This window comes from Luteimonas sp. BLCC-B24, from assembly GCF_028550595.1.
GTDB lineage: Bacteria > Pseudomonadota > Gammaproteobacteria > Xanthomonadales > Xanthomonadaceae > Luteimonas.
Map to the genome: position 1 here is coordinate 354,356 of NZ_JAQQGN010000002.1, position 16,005 is coordinate 370,360.

Below are 16,005 nucleotides of genomic sequence, written 5' to 3' on the forward strand. Positions count from 1 at the left end.
GCCCATTGTCGGGGATGCGCGCGTGGTGCGCGCGGCGCTCAGGGCACGTCGAGCACGATCCGGCCCAGATGGTGGCCTTCGAGGGCCTCGACCGCCTCGGCGATGCGCGACAGCGGCAGGCGTGCGCCCAGGTGCAGGTGGAACGGGCCGCGTTCGATCGCGCGGCAGGCGGCGTGCACGTGTTCGGCGCCGGCACGGGCGCCGAACGCCACGGCGGCGATGTCGGCGCGGGCCGGCGGCGGACGCACGCCGTGCGGCCACGCCAGGCGGCCGCCCGGACGCAACGCCGCCACGGCCGTTGCCGCGATGGGGCCGTCGTCTGCGGTCAGCAGGGCCGCGTCGAGGCCGGCGGGCGCGAAGATGCGCAGCGCCGCGGCCATGTCGTGGCGTCGGCCGTCGATCGCCATGTCCGCGCCGAGCCGTTCCGCCAGCGCCTGTCCGTCGCGCCCGGATGCCACGGCCAGCACACGCGCCCCGCGCAGCCGGGCGAACTGCAGGGCCATGTGGCCGATGCCGCCGCTGGCACCGAAGACCAGCAGCGCGTCGCCGGGCGCGATACGCAGCGCCGCGTCCACCGCGTGCATCGCCAGGCCGCCATCGACCGGCAGGGCCGCGGCCTGCTGCAGCGGCAGGCCGGCCGGCACCCGCCAGAGATGGTGGGCGTCGACGAGCGTGAACTGTGCATGGAAGCCGTAGCCGGGGCGGCGCGTCATGACCAGACCGCAGACCCGGTCCCCTTCGCGGACGTGGTGTACACCCGCACCGACCTCGACGACGGTGCCGGCGCCCTCCGAGCCGCTGACGAAATCCGTCGCGGTCGACGCACCGAGCCGTCCCGCGCGCTCGAGCACATCCCAGTGCCCGAAGCCGGCCGACAGCACGCGCACCAGCACTTCGCCGCGGCCGGGGGCGGGAATCGGCATGTCGACGGGGCGCCACGCGCCGCGAGCGCCGGGATCGGCGACGGCCATGGCCGTCATGGTCTCCGCGGCGAGATCGTCGGGGGCGAACGCCGGGTCGGTGTCGGCATTGCAGGCGGATTCGGCGTCGAGATGCATCGGCATAGGGCGGCTTGCGGTCGGTGGACGGGCAGGGTAGAACCTCAACATTGATTGAGGTCAAGCGGGGCGGATGCAATGGGCACGGTGGGCGACGCCCTCTCGGTGGGCGAGCTGGCGGCACGCAGCGGCGTGGCGGTGTCGGCGCTGCACTTCTACGAGCGCCAGGGCCTGTTGCGCAGCGCGCGCAACGCGGGCAACCAGCGCCGCTACGGGCGCGACGTCTTGCGCCGGGTGGCCGTGATCCGCGTCGCGCAGCGCGCCGGCGTGCCGCTGGCGGAAATCCGCGCCGCATTGGAGACGTTGCCGGACGGCCGCACCCCCACGCGCGAGGACTGGACCCGCCTGTCGCGGCACTGGCGCGCCACACTCGATGCACGGATCGCACGGCTGAGCGCGCTCCGGGATCAGCTCGACGGCTGCATCGGCTGCGGCTGCCTCTCGCTGAGGCAATGTCCACTGCGAAATCCCGAGGACATCGCCGCGGAGCGGGGGCCCGGCGCGCCGTATCTGGAGGGATGAGGCGAGACCGCCGCGCGCGGAATCCGGACGCGCGGCGACAGGTTCGGCCTGGGGCGCTGTTTCGACGTGCGGGACGCACGCGCCCGACCCGGCGGTTCCACTGACGGAAGCAGGCATGGGGTGGTGGATTCCCGCAGCGGCCCTGGCCGTTCTCCCGGGAACTCGGACCGGGGCCCGGATCCCGCCGCCACACCGGCGCGCCGCGCCTGCGGATGCGTGCAGGGTGGCCGGATGTCGCTGTCGAGCGCGCGCCGGCGGCGGGCCTGCCGCCGACGTCGTTGCTTCGATCACGCCGCCCGGCGTGCGCCGGGCCGATCACGTCACCGGGCGCGCGTCACCACCGCGGCCGCATGCCCTCGGTTCGTGGCGGTTGACGATTTCCGCAGTCCCCGGAGCCCGCCGCGCCCGCCGTCGCAGCGCTCATTCCGGCAGGTGCACCTGCACGGCCGAGCGGCCGGCGGCGTCGGCCTCGAAGAACGCCGCCGGACCGATCCGGGAGACGCGCGCCACGACGAGATCGGGAACCCGCTGCACGGCGTCGTTGAGTTCGCGCACTGCGCCGTTGTAGAAGCGCCGCGCGTACTGCAGTTGGGATTCGACGTCCACCAGATCACGCTGCAGCTGCAGAAAGTTCGCGCTCGCTGCGAGGTCCGGGTAGGCCTCGCGCAGGGCCAGCAGACGCTGGATTCCGGCCGCCAGCGCGGGCTCGATCGCCGCGAGGGCCACGGGCTCGTGCAGCCCCTGCGCGCGATCGCGCAGCGCGGTCACCGCCTCGAGCGTGCCGCGCTCGTGCCCGGCATAGGCCGACACCGCGCGCGTCAGGGCGGGCACCAGATCGTGACGGCGCATCAGCTGCACGTCGACGTCGGCCCAGGCCGTGCGCACCTGGTTGCGCAGTCTGACCAGGCGGTTGAAGACCACGACCGCCCAGCCCAACAGCAGGGTGACGCCACCGGCCGACACCAGGGCGATGCTCACGCCGACTGCGCCTCGTGCAGGGCGGCGCCGCGGGGAGAGCGGTAGACGTGGACCATGCGGGCGAGGATACCGCGACACGCATGATGCCGGCACGGCGGGCGCAGGTCCGCGGGCGCGCTTGCCCCGCGTCCGCCGCCGCGTACACTCGGTCCCCTCATCGCCGCAGCAGGAGTGTTGTCGTATGAAGTCCCTCCGCATCCCGATGTCGGCCGCATTGCTGGTCGCATGCGCGTCCACGGCCGGTGCCCAGCAGCCGCCCCCCGCCGCGCCGGCCCCGGCGGCCGCCCAGGCGCCGCTCACGCCGGAACAACAGGCCCAAGTGGAACGCCAGAACGCCGAGATGAGCGCGGCCGCCCAGCAGGTGCTGCAGATGATCGACGCCGATCGCGCGGGCGAGGTCTGGGACGGGGCGTCGCAGACGATGAAGACGGCGGTGGATCGCGACACCTTCATCCGGCAGCTCGCCACCGACCGCAGCCAGCTCGGTGCACCCACCCGCCGCGATGCGCCCGCGGTCAGCCGTTCGCAGTTCCAGGCCGGTGAATCGGTACCGGCGGGCATCTACATCAACGTGGCATTTCCGACCACGTTCGCTGCGCAGCCGCAGCCGATCCGGGAACTGGTCTCGTTCCGTCTCGACGAGGACCGCACCTGGCGCGTGTCCGGCTACAGCGTGCGCTGAGCCTCGCGCCGGGGACAGGGCGCGCGTCGCTCAATCGGCCGCGCGCACGTGGATGGTGTGCGCGCCCAGCGCCACCGTCTGGCCTGCGCGGATCTTGCAGGTCTTGCGCAGTTCCACCGCGCCGTCGACCCGGACGGCTCCGCTGGCCACCAGCATCTTTCCCGCACCGCCGCTGTCGCACAGGCCGACCAGCTTGAGCAGCTGGTTGAGTTCCACATGCTCGCCTTCGAGCGGAAATTCGATCGTCTCGGTCATCGGCGTTCTCGCGGGTCGGCCGTGCATTATCGGCCATGGCGATCCCGCCATGGCCGGTCGCCGACTCACCGTGAACGTCGCCGGGTGACTGTGTACCCGCAGTCAGTCACGGTGCGTTACCGTGGCCGCGACGCCATCAGGAGGCCGCGGATGCCAGCCGATCCGTTTCGCGTGATGCAGAGATCTCAACCGTGATGCCCGCACCGGTTCCCGCCGACGAGGAAGCGCGCCAGGCCACCCTCGATGCCTACCGGATTCTCGATACCGGGCGCGAGGCGATCTACGACGATCTCGTCGCGATCGCGGCGGCGATCTGCGATGTCCCGATGGCCGTCATCTCGCTGATCGATCGCGACCGGCAATGGTTCAAGGCCGCACACGGCGTGGACGGTGACGGCACCGCGCGCGAAGTGGCGTTCTGCGCGCACGCCATCTTGAATCCGTCCGAGACGATGATCGTGACCGATGCGTCGCGGGATCCGCGTTTCAGCCTCAATCCGCTGGTCACGGATACACCACGTGTCCGCTTCTATGCCGGTGCCCCGATGCGGGCGACCAATGGTCAACCGATGGGTACGGTGTGCGTGCTCGACGACCGCCCGCGGGAGCTGGCACCGCAGCAGCGCACCGCGCTCGAGGCGCTGTCGCGGCAGGCGTCGCGCCTGATGGAACTGCACCGCGTGAGCCGGGAGCTGCGGCATCAACTCGAGGAGCGCGGCTGGTACGAGCAGCAGCTGCTGCATTACCAGCGGGAGCTGGAACAGCAGAATTCGGATCTCGAAACGCAATCACTGACTGATCCCTTGACCGGCCTGGCCAACCGCCGTGCGTTCTCCCGCACGCTGGATCAGGCCATCACCCAGGCCCATGCGCTCGGCGAACCGCTGTCGGTGGCGATCGTGGATATCGACCACTTCAAGTCCATCAATGATCTGCACGGTCATGCCGAAGGCGACCGCGTGTTGCAGTCGCTGGGGGAAATGCTGCTGTCGGCCGAGGCGGCGCGTGGTCGCCTGGCGCGCTTCGGCGGCGAGGAGTTCGTATGGCTGCTGCCGGGACGCGCCCTCCACGAAGCGGTGCGCGAATGCGACCATCTGCGCGAAGCGGTCGCGGCCATGCCCACCGGGTTGCCGGTGACGATCAGCATCGGGGTCGCGGCGCTCGAGCGGGACGAAGACGCCTCGTCGCTGCTCGCCCGTGCCGACCAGGCGCTGTACACGGCCAAACGCGAGGGCCGCGATCGGGTGTGCGCGCTGCCCTGAGGCGGGAGCGCGCAGCGACGACACGGGCATCCGCCGCGGGCGGTGTCCGGCGATCGCCGGAGACGGCGCTTCAGTCGGTGATCCGCTTGGCCTCGCCGGCCGCGAGATTTTCCGCATGCGTGATCCGCCGCGGCCGTGCGAGCAGCGGATACAGCAGCACCGCGGCCAGGATGATGGCGACGCCGACGTAGAACCGGGCCGAAAGCTCGTGCTGTTCGCCCAGCAGCAGGATCGCCAGCGCGATCGCGTAGACCGGTTCGAGATTCACCGCCAGCTGCGCGGCGAACGCACTCATGTGCCGCAGCGCCACCAGCGACAGCGCGAACGGAAACAGGGTGCAGGCGAAGGCGAGCAGCAGCAGATAACCGCCATCCTGCAGGCCGGGCAGCACCAGCAGGCTGCCGGCGAACGCGGGAAACAGCAGCGGCATCAGCGGCGCGAGCAGGGTGAGGGTGAGCGTGCCGGCGCCCAGCTCCAGTGCGGTCACGGTGAGCGGATCCGCGCGCTCGACCAGGCGCTTGTTGAGCGAGCCGAAGCAGGCGACGAACACCGCCGACAGCGCGCCCACCGCCACGCCGATGCGCATGCCGTCGGGAATGCCGCCGACCACCAGGGCCACGCCAGGCAGCACCGCCACGCCGAGGGCCAGTTCGCGCCACGAGAAGCGGCTGCGCGCGACCAGCGGTTCGATCAGTGCCACGAACACCGTCGCCAGTGCCATGCAGGTGGCCGCGACCGACGCGTTGGCCAGCTTCACCGCGCCGTAGAACGTGAGCCAGTGCAGCGCGACCAGCGCGCCGACCCCGGTGTAGGCCAGCAGCAAGCGCGGCGGCATCGCACGCAGCCCGCGCCATACGCGCGGCACCAGCATCAGCACCGCGGCCACCAGCAGCATCCGCCACCACACCAGCGGCAACGCGGGCAGGGTGATCAGCTTGCCGAGGATGGCGGTGAAACCCCACAGCAGCACGCAGAGGTGGATCTGCCAGTGGGCTTTGGCGACGGGCGTCATCGGCGCGGGATCGAGGGCGGGCGCGCATTATCCACGGGCGCCGGGTCCCGTGCGGTGCCCCGCGCGGAACTCGCTACGCGTCGCGGACGGCGGCGTCCCCGGCTCGGGCGCCGGCCTCGCTGCGACGGTGCTGCGCGCGCCCCAGCCACAGGCCGAGCGCCGCCCAGACCAGCGCAAGCGGCACGACCACGCTGACGAGTCCACCCAGCGCCAGCCCGAGGCGACCGAGCAGGCCTTCGGTCTGCGCGCCGACGACGTCACCCACGCGGTAAACGAAGGTGTCGATGAAGGCCTTGGCCTTGTACTTGTCCTCCCGGCCCACGACGGTGAACAGCGTTTCGCGCGCCGGCCGGGTCAGGCCGCGCTGCAGGGCGCGGTTGGTCGCCTCGAGCAGGATCAACACCAGAAACGAGCCGTAGATCGCCAGGCCGATGAACCCGACCGCCATCGCGATCGGCAGCAGCGCCAGCGCCACGCCGAGCCCCAGTCGACGGATGATGTGCCCGGTCAACGTGACCTGGAGCACCAGCACCGCGATCTGGGTCCACATGTCGATGCTGCCGAGCAGGCCGGTCCGGGCGTCGAGATCGGCCTCTGCCGCGGCCACCATCTGCAACCGGGTGAAATAGATGAAGGTCGCGACCACGGTCATGATCACCACGTAGCCGGCGATGCCGAGCAGGTAGGGCGACGCCAGCACCGCACGGATGCCCGCCCAGGCGCTGCCGCCGATGCGCGTGTGCTCGTCCGAGCGGGCGTCGGATTCCGTGGCGATGCGTGATTCGCGATGGGGCCGGTCGGGCTGCACCCGCACCAGCAGCCACGCCATGCCCACTGCGAGCGCGAGAAAACCGCAGGCCAGCGGCAGCAGGCTCGCGGTGCCGAGCGGCTCGGCGAGGCGCGCTGCGAGCCACGGCCCGAAGATCGCGCCCAGGGTGCCGCCGACCGCGATCAATGCGAAGAACCGCTTGGCCTGGTCGCTGGAGAACCGGTCCGCGAGCAGCGCCCAGAACACCATCGTCACGAACAGGTTGAATACGCTGAACCACACGTAGAACACCTGCCCGCTGCGCGCGCCGACCGTGTCGGGTGCGAACACCAGCAAGGCCCAGAAGCCGAGCAGGCTCAGGATGAAGAAGCCGTAGGTCGCCGCGATGAACGACAGGCGCCGCAGCCGGCTCACCAGCCACCCGAAGACCGGGTTCACCAGCAGCGTCACGACCGCGGTGCCGATGAACAACCAGCGCACGCTGTCGAGCCCGCGCTCCATCCCGAGCGCGTCGCGTGCCGGGCGCAGCATCATCAGCGCGGTCAGGATGAAGAAGAAGAACGCCCCGGCGATCGCCACCGGCAGGATCTCGCGGCGACGGAGATTGAAGACCCCGGCAGGCCGCGTGCTCATGCCGGGCTTCCCGCGGGGTGCGAATTCGGTCCCGGGCCCCGGTCCTGGGCGCCGTCGTCGCCCCGCGGCGACCTGGCGATGCTGAGCGTGCGGCGGCGTAGCGGCATGGACGGCCCCGGCATGGATGACGGCTCCGATCATAGGCGGTGCCCGCGGCATGTCGACGCTCGGCCGGCTGCAGACCGCGACGGGTCGGATGTCCAGCGCGCCGTTCGACGGAGTACGCTGTCGGCTGCCCGCCCGGTTCCGGCGCCGGGGTGCCGCCGCCCGTCGCGGCCCGCCCTGAAGTTTTCCGGCGGCGGGCCGATCTTGGGGTGTACACGACCACGGACGCGAGATGGCGCTGGACGAACGAAAGCTGGCGGTCTCGGAATTGCGGACGGGCATGTATGTCTGCCGGCTGGACCGTGACTGGGAAGGCACGCCCTTCCTGCTCCAGGGTGTGCTGATCGAGTCCCAGGGCGACATCGACACGCTGGCGCGGCTGTGTGCCCATGTGTACATCGACCTCGAGCGCGGCGTCGGCCCGCTCGGCCTGGGGCTGCTCGCCGACGAGGCGCCGGGAGCGCGGCGTGCCCCGCCTGCCGCCGGCTCTCCCACGTTGCACGACGCCGACATCCGGGCCCTGCAGGGGTCGGTCCGGTATCCCGAACAGGTGGGCTTCGAGGACGAACTCGCCGATGCCCGCGACGCACACGAACGTGCGGCAGCGTTCGCCGGTCGCGTCCTCGATGATGTCCGCAACGGGCGGCCGCTGTCGCCCGCCGACGTGCGCGAAGCGGTCGAGCCGATGGTGCGCAGTCTGGTGCGCAATGCCGACGCGTTCCTGTGGCTCGATACGCTGCGCGCGCGCGGCGGCCATGAATATGCCCATGCGCTGGGCTGCAGCGCGCTGGCGGTCGCGTTCGGGCGGCATGTCGGATTGCCCGAGCATCTGCTGGTCGATCTGGCGAGCGGGGCTCTGCTGCTCGACATCGGCAAGTTGCGCGTCGATCCGGACCTGCTCACCACACCCGAGACCTACAGCGACGCCCAGGCGCGTGCGATGCAGGCCCACGTCGGCCACGCACTGGCGCTGCTCGACGAGAGCGGCGCGGTGCCGGACCACGTGCGCGACATGGTGCGCACGCATCACGAACATGTCGACGGCACCGGGTATCCCGCGCGCCTGTCCGGTGACGCGATTCCGCTGCTCGGCCGGATCGCGGCCGTGGTCGACGGCTACAACGCGATGATCAGCGACCGTCCGCACCGACGGGCCGTCGGTCAGCACGTCGCGTTGCAGACGCTCTATCGCGAGCGCGACGCGCGCTACGCCGCCGAGGTGGTGGAGCAGTTCATGCAGTGCATGAGCGTCTACCCGATCGGCTCGCTGGTGGAACTGAGTACGGGCGAGGTGGCGATCGTCATGGCGCAGAATGCCGCGCGCCGGCTGCAGCCGCGGGTCATGGTGCTGACCGCGCCCGACAAGCGGCTGCTGCAGCAGTTCCACAGTCTCGACCTCATGGTGCGGGCGAACAGCGACGATCCGGTGCGCATCCTGGCGCCGCTCCACCCCGGCGCGCACGGGCTCGATCCGGTGGCGCTGTTCCTGTGAGCGGGGCGCCGACGTGCTGAACCGGGCGCAGGCTTTCGCGGCGGTCGCGCGCCTGCATGCACAGGCAACGCGCGACGCGCCGGCGGCCGTGCTGGTCGTCCGGCTCCAGCGCCTGCGCGAGATCGAACTCGCGTTCGGCTACGAGGCGGCCGAGATGCTGTGCGGCGAGTTCGAACGACGCCTGCAGGCGCTGCTGCGCGCGGGCGACGTGCATTTGCGCACCGGCGAGTCGGATCTGCTGGTACTGCTGCCCGACCTGCGTGGGCGCGCGCATGCCGCGCTGGCGGCGGCGAAGATCGTGCGCGCGCTGCAGGCGCCGTTCGATACGACGGCGGGGACAGTGCATCCGCTCGTCGTCGTCGGCATCGCACTGTGTCCCGAGGACGGTGAAACGTCCGAACTGCTGTGCCGACGCGCGGACCGGGCCTGCGACGAGGCGGCGGGCCACGTGGAGCGCCTCGCGTTCTGGCGCGCGCCTGCGATCCCGGTGGAGGCGGTGCAGCAGGCGCTGCGCACGGCCATCACCGACCACCAGTTGCAGTTGCACCTGCAGCCCATCCAGCGTCTGGCCGACGGACGCATCGTCAGCTACGAGGCGCTGTCGCGCTGGACGCATCCGGTGCTGGGCGCCGTGCCGCCGGCATTGTTCATCGGCGTGGCCGAGCGCAGCGGGCAGATCGCGGACCTCACGCGCTGGACGCTCAACGTCGGCCTGCGGCATCTGGCCGACCTGCGCCGCGCGGATCCGGAGGTCCGGATCGCCGTCAATCTGTCGGTGGAAGTGCTGCAGCTGCCGGGCTTCGTCGACCAGGTGTTCGACCTCCTGCGCTTGTGGAACGTGCCCCCGGGTAGCCTGGTGCTCGAGGTGACCGAGAGTGCACTGATGCGCGACGTCGGCCAGTGCGAGCAGCAACTCGCCGCGTTGCGCGCGGGCGGGGTGCGCGTGGCGATCGATGATTTCGGCACCGGCTACTCGTCGATGGCCTATCTGCATCGCCTGCCGGTGGACACGCTGAAGATCGACCGCAGCTTCATCCAGGAGATGGCCACCGACACCCGCGCGCAGCGCCTGGTGGGCACGATGATCGAGCTCGCCCATCATCTCGGCCTCGGCGTGGTCGCCGAGGGTGTGGAAACGCCCGAGTCGCGTATGCAGCTCGCGGCGTTGGGCTGCGACCACATCCAGGGCTATCTGATCGGACGGCCCGCGGCGGCGGACGAGGTCGTGGCCGCGGCCTTCGCGTCAGCGACCGCACGCGCGCGCTGACGGCGGCTTGGGTGTGCACGTTGGGCACGGCCTTGTGAGCCGGCGCGCGTGCCGCCCGATGCGCGCTAGCGCAGTCGCGCCGCGACGCTGTCCCAGCTCACCAGGTGCCAGAACGCCTCGAGATAACGCGCCCGGTTGTCACGGTAGTCCGGATACGCCGCGTGTTCCCACATCGAGGCCGCCAGCAGGGGCGTGTCGTCGCCCGTGATCGGCGTGGCGGCGTTGGCGGTCGCGACGAGACCCAGTCGGCCGTCGGCGCGTTGGACCAGCCACACCCAGCCTGCGCCGAAATGGCGAAGGGCGATCGCATCGAAGCGCTGGCGCAGTGTGGCCACGTCGCCGAAATCGCGCGCCACGGCTTCGGCCAGCGCGCCTTTCGGTCCACTTCCGCCCGCCGCAGCCGGGCGCAGCGAGTGCCAGTAGAAGGCGTTGTTCCAGGCCTGCGCGGCATGGTCGAACAGCGCGCCCTGGGCCTTGCGCACGACGACCTCGAGCGGTGCCCCGTCGAGCTCGGTGCCGGCGGTCAGCGCATTCACCCGGTCGATCAGTGCCCGCTGGTGGTGCCCGTGGTGGTGGTCCAGGGTGTCACCGGACAGATGCGGTTCGAGCGCGGTGCGGTCGTAGGGAAGCGCGGGCAGTTCGAGAGGCATGAAGGCAGACGTCCTGTGTGCCGCTGCGAGAAGCGGCAACGCGATAGAATGTCGTGATTCTAACCCTGACCTCCGCCGGCTCCGCTGCGGCGCGGTGGTCATGCAGGAGTGGTATCCGTGTCGATCCTCGAACGCATCCAGGCCGAAATCGACGGTCACGCCGTCGTGCTGTTCCTGAAAGGCACGCCGCAGTTTCCGATGTGCGGGTTCTCCGCGCGCACGGTCCAGGCGCTGCACGACGCCGGTGCCCGCGACTACCGCACGGTCAACGTGCTGGAAGAGCCGGAGATCCGCGCCAATCTGCCGCGCTTCTCCAACTGGCCGACGTTTCCGCAGCTGTTCATCCACGGTGAGCTGATCGGCGGCTGCGACATCACGCTGGAGTTGCACGAGTCCGGTGAACTGGCGCGCATGGTGGCCGAGGTGCTGCAGGCGTGAGCGCGGCCGGGCATGAAGCGCCGGCGTCCGCGGAGGCGTTGGCCGGGCGGGTCGTGCTCGTGGTCGGCGCGCACGGCGGCCTCGGCGAGGCGGTGTCGATGGCCTGCGTACGGGCGGGCGCGACGCCGGTGCTGCTGGGCCGCAAGGTGCCCAGGCTCAACCGGCTGCACGACCGGCTGCAGGCTGCCGGCGGCGCGCCGGTGCTGTACCCGATGGACCTCGAAGGCGCCTCGCCCGATGACTACGCCGAACTCGCCGCACGCATCGATGCGGCGTTCGGACGGCTCGACGGGGTGCTGCACGCGGCCGCGCATTTTTCCGGACTCACGCCGCTCGAGCACACCGACCCGGCGGCGTTCGCGCGTGCGCTGCACGTCAATCTCACCGCGCGCTGGTGGCTCACCCAGGCCTGCCTGCCGTTGCTGCGCCGGGCCACCGACAGTGCGGTGGTGTTCGCGGTCGACGATCGCGCCCGCAGCGCCGGGGCGTACTGGGGTGGATACGGGCTCGCCCAGGCGGGCCTGGAAGCGCTCGTGCGGATGCTGCATGCGGAACTGGCGCGTTCTCCCGTACGCGTGAGCGGCCTGCAGCCGCCGCCGATGCGCACGGCGCTGCGCGCCCGCGCGCATGTGGAGGAGGACGACCGCGTCGCCCGCGATCCCGGCGATGTCGCCGCGGCCTGCATCACCCTGCTGGCGCCCGAAGGCGCGACCCACCGCGGCCGGATCTGGTCGCCCGCTTCGAGTCCGCCCGCATGACCATCGCGTCCGCCGCGCTGCTGCTGTTCCTGATTCTCGACCCGCTGGGCAACATTCCGGTGTTCCTCAGCATGCTGCGGCGGCTCACGCCGCAGCGGCAGCGGATCGTGCTCGCGCGCGAGCTGCTGATCGCCCTGCTCGTGCTGATGGCATTCCTGTGGGCCGGCAAGTACGCGCTGGAGGTCATGCACCTGCGGCAGGAGTCGGTGGCCATCGCTGGCGGCATCGTGCTGTTCCTGATCGGCATCCGGATGATCTTCCCGCCGCAAGGTGGCCTGATGGGCGAGATTCCCGACGGCGAGCCCTTCATCGTGCCGATGGCGATTCCGCTCGTCGCCGGCCCCTCCGGCATGGCCGCTGTGATGCTGATGGGCAGCAACGAACCCGATCGCCTCGGCGAATGGAGCCTCGCGCTGCTGATCGCCTGGGGCGCGACGGCGGCGATCCTGTTCTCGGCGACCTACCTCTACAAGCTGCTCGGCCTGCGTGCACTGACCGCGATCGAGCGCCTGATGGGCATGCTGCTCGTCGCCATCTCGGTGCAGATGCTGCTCGATGGGCTGGTCGGGTTTCTCCGCGGAGCGGGCGCCGGCTGAGCACGTGACCGTGGCGCGACAAGGACTTGGCGGCCACTTCTTCGACATCGGATAAAAACGAGTCAGCTCAGTGGCTTGCGTAGCATCGTCGGTGTCACGGCACTGTCATTTGCGCGGCCTACCATGTTAACCTGTTGTTAACCACGGCATGCCCGCGCGCCACCGGCCGGGGTCCCACTTTCGCTCCATGTCCTGAACGTCGCTCGCCGCGAGGCGTCGACGCACTCCACGCACCGAGGCTTACACCCATGACCCAGATGCACCGCGCCCGACTTTCCAAGCTGTCGCTCGGCCTGATCGTCGCACTCGCCGCCGCTCCCGCGTTCGCGCAGAGCACCTCTGCCGGTGTCGGCGGCCAGGTTACCGGCGCCGGCGGCCAGCCCGTCGCGGGCGCTGAGGTCACCATCGTCCATACCGAATCCGGTACGGTCAGCCGCGCCACCACCGACGCCAGCGGCCGCTACAACGCCCGCGGCCTGCGCGTCGGTGGTCCGTACACCATCACGGTGACCAAGGCGGGCGAGGGCACGCGCACCGAGGACAACGTCTACCTGAACCTCAACCAGGTCAATACCGTCAACACCGCGCTGACGGGTGACATGACGACGCTGCAGACCGTGACGGCCACGGCCATCGGCGGGGGCTCGGAACTCTTCAGCGCGAACAAGATGGGCACCGGCACCAACGTCACCAGCGCCGAGATCGAGGCACTGCCGTCGATCAGCCGCACGCTGCAGGACTTCGCGCGCCTCGATCCGCGCGTCTCGCAGACCGACAAGGCCCGCAACGAGATCTCGATCGGTGGTCAGAACCCGCGTTACAACGCGATCCGCGTCGACGGCATCAACAGCGGCGATACCTTCGGTCTTGAGTCCAACGGTCTGGCCGCACCGCGTCAGCCGTTCTCGATGGACACCATCGACGAAATCGCCGTCGACGTGGCCAACTACGACGTCACGATCACCGGCGGCGTGGGCGGCGTGATCAACGCCGTGACCAAGTCGGGTACCAACAACTTCAGCGGCACCGTCTACGGCATCTACCGCGACAACGACTGGTCCGGCAAGAACCAGAACGACATCCGCCCGGTGCTGTTCGACAACGAGACCACCTACGGCCTGACCTTCGGCGGTCCGATCATCAAGGATCGTCTGTTCTTCTTCGCCAACTACGAGAAGTACACCGGCAAAGAGCTGTTCATCGGTAATTCCAGCTATGGCCCGATCGGCTCGGGTGCGAGCAACATCGTCGGTATCTCGCAGGGCGACATCGATCGCGTGATCGGTATTGCGCGCAATACCTGGGGTTTCGATGCCGGTTCGCTGGCGCTCCCGGCGCTCGACACCGAGTCCGAGGAGTACGGTCTGAAGATCGACTGGAACATCAACGACAACCATCGCGCGAGCTTCCGCTATGCGAAGTCGGAGCAGAACCAGGCGTATCTGCAGGGGTTCGGCAACAGCTCGCTCGCGCTCAATACCTATCACTACGTCAAGAACTACGAGATCGAGACGTCGACGGCGCAGCTCTTCAGTGACTGGAGCGACATCTTCTCGACCGAGATGAAGGTCTCCTACCGCGACTACTTCGTGCCGCGCGTTCCGCTGGCCGACCTGCCGGCGATCTCGGTGCGCATCGGCAACAACACGCTGAACCTGGGGACGGAAGAGAACACCCACGTCAACGAACTCGGCACCAAGACCTGGAACGGTTTCTTCGCGGGTAACCTGTTCCTCGGTGACCACACGGTGAAGTTCGGTTTCGATTACGAAGACAACGACATCTACAACCTCTTCGGTCGTCGGCTCAATGGTGTGTACACCTACGACAGTATCGACGCCTTCCAGGCAGGCAACGCGAGTCGTTACCAGCTGTTCTATCCGCGCGAAGGCGATCGGAACAACATGGCCGCTATTTTCGGCCTCAAGAACGTCGGTCTGTTCCTGCAGGATTCGTGGGCGATCAACTACAACCTGACGCTCAACCTCGGCGTGCGTTACGACGAGCCGCGCGTCAGCGGGTCTCCTTTCTACAACCCGCGTGCGTTCGCCGCGTTCGGCTTCGACAACAGCCAGACGATCGACGGCAACGGCCTGTTCCAGCCGCGTGTCGGCTTCAACTACACCTTCGACAGCGATCGTCCGACCCAGCTGCGGGGTGGCGTGGGCCTGTTCCAGGGCGCCGCGGCCAGTGTGTGGCTCTCGAACGGGTTCTCGAATTACGGTCGTGATGCCTACGTCGACTATCTGTTCTCCAACGGGTTCAACGGGTTCAACCCCGATCCCGCCGCGCAGTGCGCGTTGGTGAGCCAGAATGGTCGGCCGTGCCCCCCGACGACGGCGAACAGCGGCGCCGAGGCCATCGATTTCATCGATCCCGATCTCGGTCAGCCGGCGGTCTGGAAGGCCAATCTCGCCTTCGACACCGAGCTGCCATGGTGGGGCATCGTGGCGTCGGCTGAAGGCGTCTGGACCCAGGTCAAAGAAGCGATCTACTACCAGGAGCTCAATCTCGGCAGCGCCACGCGCACGGGGCAGGACGGACGCGCGCTTTACTACAACGCGGCTGGTTACGATCCGCGGTGCTTCAATGTCCAAGGCGCCGTGGTCGCGAATGCGGGAGGCGTCGCCACCGGTTGCTCGCGCGCCAGCGGAACGGGGTTCGTGTCCAACGTCGATGCCCGTACGGGGCGTGACCGCAATTTCACCAACGTGATCATCGCGCGCCCGACGAGCGAGGGTGAGAGCCAGCAGTACACCTTCGCCCTCAACAAGCCGTTCAACGACAGCGACTGGTCTTGGCAGCTGGCGTATACCTTCACCCGCGCCACCGAGGTCAGCGCGCTGACCAGCTCGACCTCGGGCTCGCAGCTCGGCAACACCGCAGTGTTCCAGGCGAACGAGGCCGAGGCCTCGCGCTCGAACTACGAGATCCGCGACCGCTTCTCGGCGGCGCTGACCTGGAAGCGTGCGTTCTTCGGCGACAACAACACCTCGGTGGCGATGTTCTACGAAGGCCGTTCGGGTCGTCCGTTCAGCTACACCTTCGACAACGACGCCAATGGCGATGGTCGACTCAACGATCTTCTGTACATTCCGTCGGGTCCTGGCGACGTGCGCTTCGGTTCGGCCGCGGAAGAGGCGGCGTTCTGGGCCTATGTCGACGGCGATGCCTATCTGCGCTCGCACAAGGGCCAGATTGCCGGTCGCAATGCGGCGCGCAACCCCTGGGTCAACCAGTTCGACATCCGCATCTCGCAGGAATTCCCGGGCTTCTTCAACGGCAACAAGGCTGAAGTCGCGCTGGACATCCTCAATGTCGGCAACCTGATCAACAAGGACTGGGGCCGCATCGAGGAAGTCGGCTTCCCGGCGATGAAGGGCATCGTCGAGTACGGCGGTATCGGTCCGGACGGCAAGTACGTCTACCGCTTCAACACGCCGGATGCGGCGAACATCTACGACGATCGCGGCGTCTCGCGCTGGGCTGCGCAGCTCAGCTTCCGCTACAAGTTCTGATCCCCGGATC

Annotated in this window: 15 protein-coding genes; 9 read left to right on the forward strand and 6 right to left on the reverse strand. The window is 69.4% G+C overall.

What is annotated here, in order from left to right; translation table 11 throughout:
- Positions 1-38 precede the first annotated feature (38 nt).
- The gene (locus PQS31_RS05900; protein ID WP_272761737.1) at positions 39-1,064 is read right to left on the reverse strand and encodes an NADP-dependent oxidoreductase; all 1,026 of its coding nucleotides are present in this window, start codon (positions 1,062-1,064) and stop codon (positions 39-41) included.
- An 81-nt stretch (positions 1,065-1,145) separates the two neighbouring features.
- Here PQS31_RS05900 and soxR point away from each other — a divergent pair, with 81 nt between their 5' ends.
- Entirely contained in the window at positions 1,146-1,580 is a 435-nt protein-coding gene (gene soxR, locus PQS31_RS05905) for a redox-sensitive transcriptional activator SoxR (protein ID WP_272762126.1), read from the forward strand.
- 420 nt (positions 1,581-2,000) lie between these two features.
- Here soxR and PQS31_RS05910 read toward each other — a convergent pair whose 3' ends face one another.
- Positions 2,001-2,558, reverse strand: a complete 558-nt coding sequence (locus PQS31_RS05910; protein ID WP_272761738.1) for a LemA family protein — start codon at positions 2,556-2,558, stop codon at positions 2,001-2,003.
- A 181-nt stretch (positions 2,559-2,739) separates the two neighbouring features.
- Here PQS31_RS05910 and PQS31_RS05915 point away from each other — a divergent pair, with 181 nt between their 5' ends.
- Positions 2,740-3,240, forward strand: a complete 501-nt coding sequence (locus PQS31_RS05915) for a DUF4019 domain-containing protein (protein ID WP_272761739.1) — start codon at positions 2,740-2,742, stop codon at positions 3,238-3,240.
- Positions 3,241-3,270: 30 nt separating this feature from the next.
- On the opposite strand, the gene PQS31_RS05920 is transcribed toward PQS31_RS05915, so the two are convergent.
- A complete protein-coding gene (locus PQS31_RS05920; RefSeq protein ID WP_272761740.1) occupies positions 3,271-3,495 on the reverse strand; it encodes an RNA-binding S4 domain-containing protein in 225 nt (74 codons plus the stop codon).
- A 194-nt stretch (positions 3,496-3,689) separates the two neighbouring features.
- On the opposite strand from PQS31_RS05920, the gene PQS31_RS05925 reads away from it, so the two are divergent.
- A complete protein-coding gene (locus tag PQS31_RS05925) occupies positions 3,690-4,757 on the forward strand; it encodes a sensor domain-containing diguanylate cyclase (protein WP_272761741.1) in 1,068 nt (355 codons plus the stop codon).
- A 70-nt stretch (positions 4,758-4,827) separates the two neighbouring features.
- Here PQS31_RS05925 and PQS31_RS05930 read toward each other — a convergent pair whose 3' ends face one another.
- Positions 4,828-5,769, reverse strand: a complete 942-nt coding sequence (locus tag PQS31_RS05930) for a DMT family transporter (RefSeq protein WP_272761742.1) — start codon at positions 5,767-5,769, stop codon at positions 4,828-4,830.
- 73 nt (positions 5,770-5,842) lie between these two features.
- Complete coding sequence (locus PQS31_RS05935) at positions 5,843-7,171, reverse strand: MFS transporter (protein ID WP_272761743.1); 1,329 nt, start codon at positions 7,169-7,171, stop codon at positions 5,843-5,845.
- Between the two features lie 337 nt (positions 7,172-7,508).
- Between PQS31_RS05935 and PQS31_RS05940 the strand changes: the two genes are divergently transcribed.
- Together PQS31_RS05940 and PQS31_RS05945 are read left to right on the forward strand one after the other, a co-directional pair.
- Complete coding sequence (locus PQS31_RS05940) at positions 7,509-8,768, forward strand: HD-GYP domain-containing protein (RefSeq protein WP_272761744.1); 1,260 nt, start codon at positions 7,509-7,511, stop codon at positions 8,766-8,768.
- A 13-nt stretch (positions 8,769-8,781) separates the two neighbouring features.
- A complete protein-coding gene (locus PQS31_RS05945) occupies positions 8,782-10,035 on the forward strand; it encodes a GGDEF domain-containing phosphodiesterase (RefSeq protein ID WP_272761745.1) in 1,254 nt (417 codons plus the stop codon).
- A gap of 65 nt (positions 10,036-10,100) precedes the next feature.
- On the opposite strand, the gene PQS31_RS05950 is transcribed toward PQS31_RS05945, so the two are convergent.
- Positions 10,101-10,685 (reverse strand): Fe-Mn family superoxide dismutase, encoded by a 585-nt coding sequence (locus tag PQS31_RS05950; protein WP_272761746.1) that lies wholly within the window; start codon positions 10,683-10,685, stop codon positions 10,101-10,103.
- A 117-nt stretch (positions 10,686-10,802) separates the two neighbouring features.
- On the opposite strand from PQS31_RS05950, the gene grxD reads away from it, so the two are divergent.
- From grxD to PQS31_RS05970, 4 genes are all read left to right on the forward strand, one after another.
- Positions 10,803-11,123, forward strand: a complete 321-nt coding sequence (grxD, locus tag PQS31_RS05955; RefSeq protein ID WP_272761747.1) for a Grx4 family monothiol glutaredoxin — start codon at positions 10,803-10,805, stop codon at positions 11,121-11,123.
- Positions 11,120-11,881, forward strand: coding sequence for an SDR family NAD(P)-dependent oxidoreductase (locus PQS31_RS05960; protein WP_272761748.1), 762 nt, complete (start codon positions 11,120-11,122; stop codon positions 11,879-11,881). The genes grxD and PQS31_RS05960 overlap by 4 nt, the downstream gene beginning before the upstream one ends.
- Positions 11,878-12,477: a YhgN family NAAT transporter gene (locus PQS31_RS05965; RefSeq protein ID WP_272761749.1), complete on the forward strand. Its 600-nt coding sequence runs from the start codon at positions 11,878-11,880 to the stop codon at positions 12,475-12,477. Before PQS31_RS05960 ends, PQS31_RS05965 begins: the two co-directional genes overlap by 4 nt.
- Before the next feature lie 248 nt (positions 12,478-12,725).
- Positions 12,726-15,995: a carboxypeptidase regulatory-like domain-containing protein gene (locus PQS31_RS05970; protein ID WP_272761750.1), complete on the forward strand. Its 3,270-nt coding sequence runs from the start codon at positions 12,726-12,728 to the stop codon at positions 15,993-15,995.
- Positions 15,996-16,005 lie beyond the last annotated feature (10 nt).

Excerpts from the sequence above, each read along its gene's own strand:
- PQS31_RS05900 (WP_272761737.1), bottom strand. The coding sequence starts at position 1,064 with ATGCCGATGCATCTCGACGCCGAATCCGCCTGCAATGCCGACACCGAC.
- PQS31_RS05915 (WP_272761739.1), top strand. The coding sequence starts at position 2,740 with ATGAAGTCCCTCCGCATCCCGATGTCGGCCGCATTGCTGGTCGCATGC.
- PQS31_RS05920 (WP_272761740.1), bottom strand. The coding sequence starts at position 3,495 with ATGACCGAGACGATCGAATTTCCGCTCGAAGGCGAGCATGTGGAACTC.
- PQS31_RS05925 (WP_272761741.1), top strand. The coding sequence starts at position 3,690 with ATGCCCGCACCGGTTCCCGCCGACGAGGAAGCGCGCCAGGCCACCCTC.
- PQS31_RS05930 (WP_272761742.1), bottom strand. The coding sequence starts at position 5,769 with ATGACGCCCGTCGCCAAAGCCCACTGGCAGATCCACCTCTGCGTGCTG.
- PQS31_RS05935 (WP_272761743.1), bottom strand. The coding sequence starts at position 7,171 with ATGAGCACGCGGCCTGCCGGGGTCTTCAATCTCCGTCGCCGCGAGATC.
- PQS31_RS05940 (WP_272761744.1), top strand. The coding sequence starts at position 7,509 with ATGGCGCTGGACGAACGAAAGCTGGCGGTCTCGGAATTGCGGACGGGC.
- PQS31_RS05950 (WP_272761746.1), bottom strand. The coding sequence starts at position 10,685 with ATGCCTCTCGAACTGCCCGCGCTTCCCTACGACCGCACCGCGCTCGAA.
- PQS31_RS05965 (WP_272761749.1), top strand. The coding sequence starts at position 11,878 with ATGACCATCGCGTCCGCCGCGCTGCTGCTGTTCCTGATTCTCGACCCG.
- PQS31_RS05970 (WP_272761750.1), top strand. The coding sequence starts at position 12,726 with ATGACCCAGATGCACCGCGCCCGACTTTCCAAGCTGTCGCTCGGCCTG.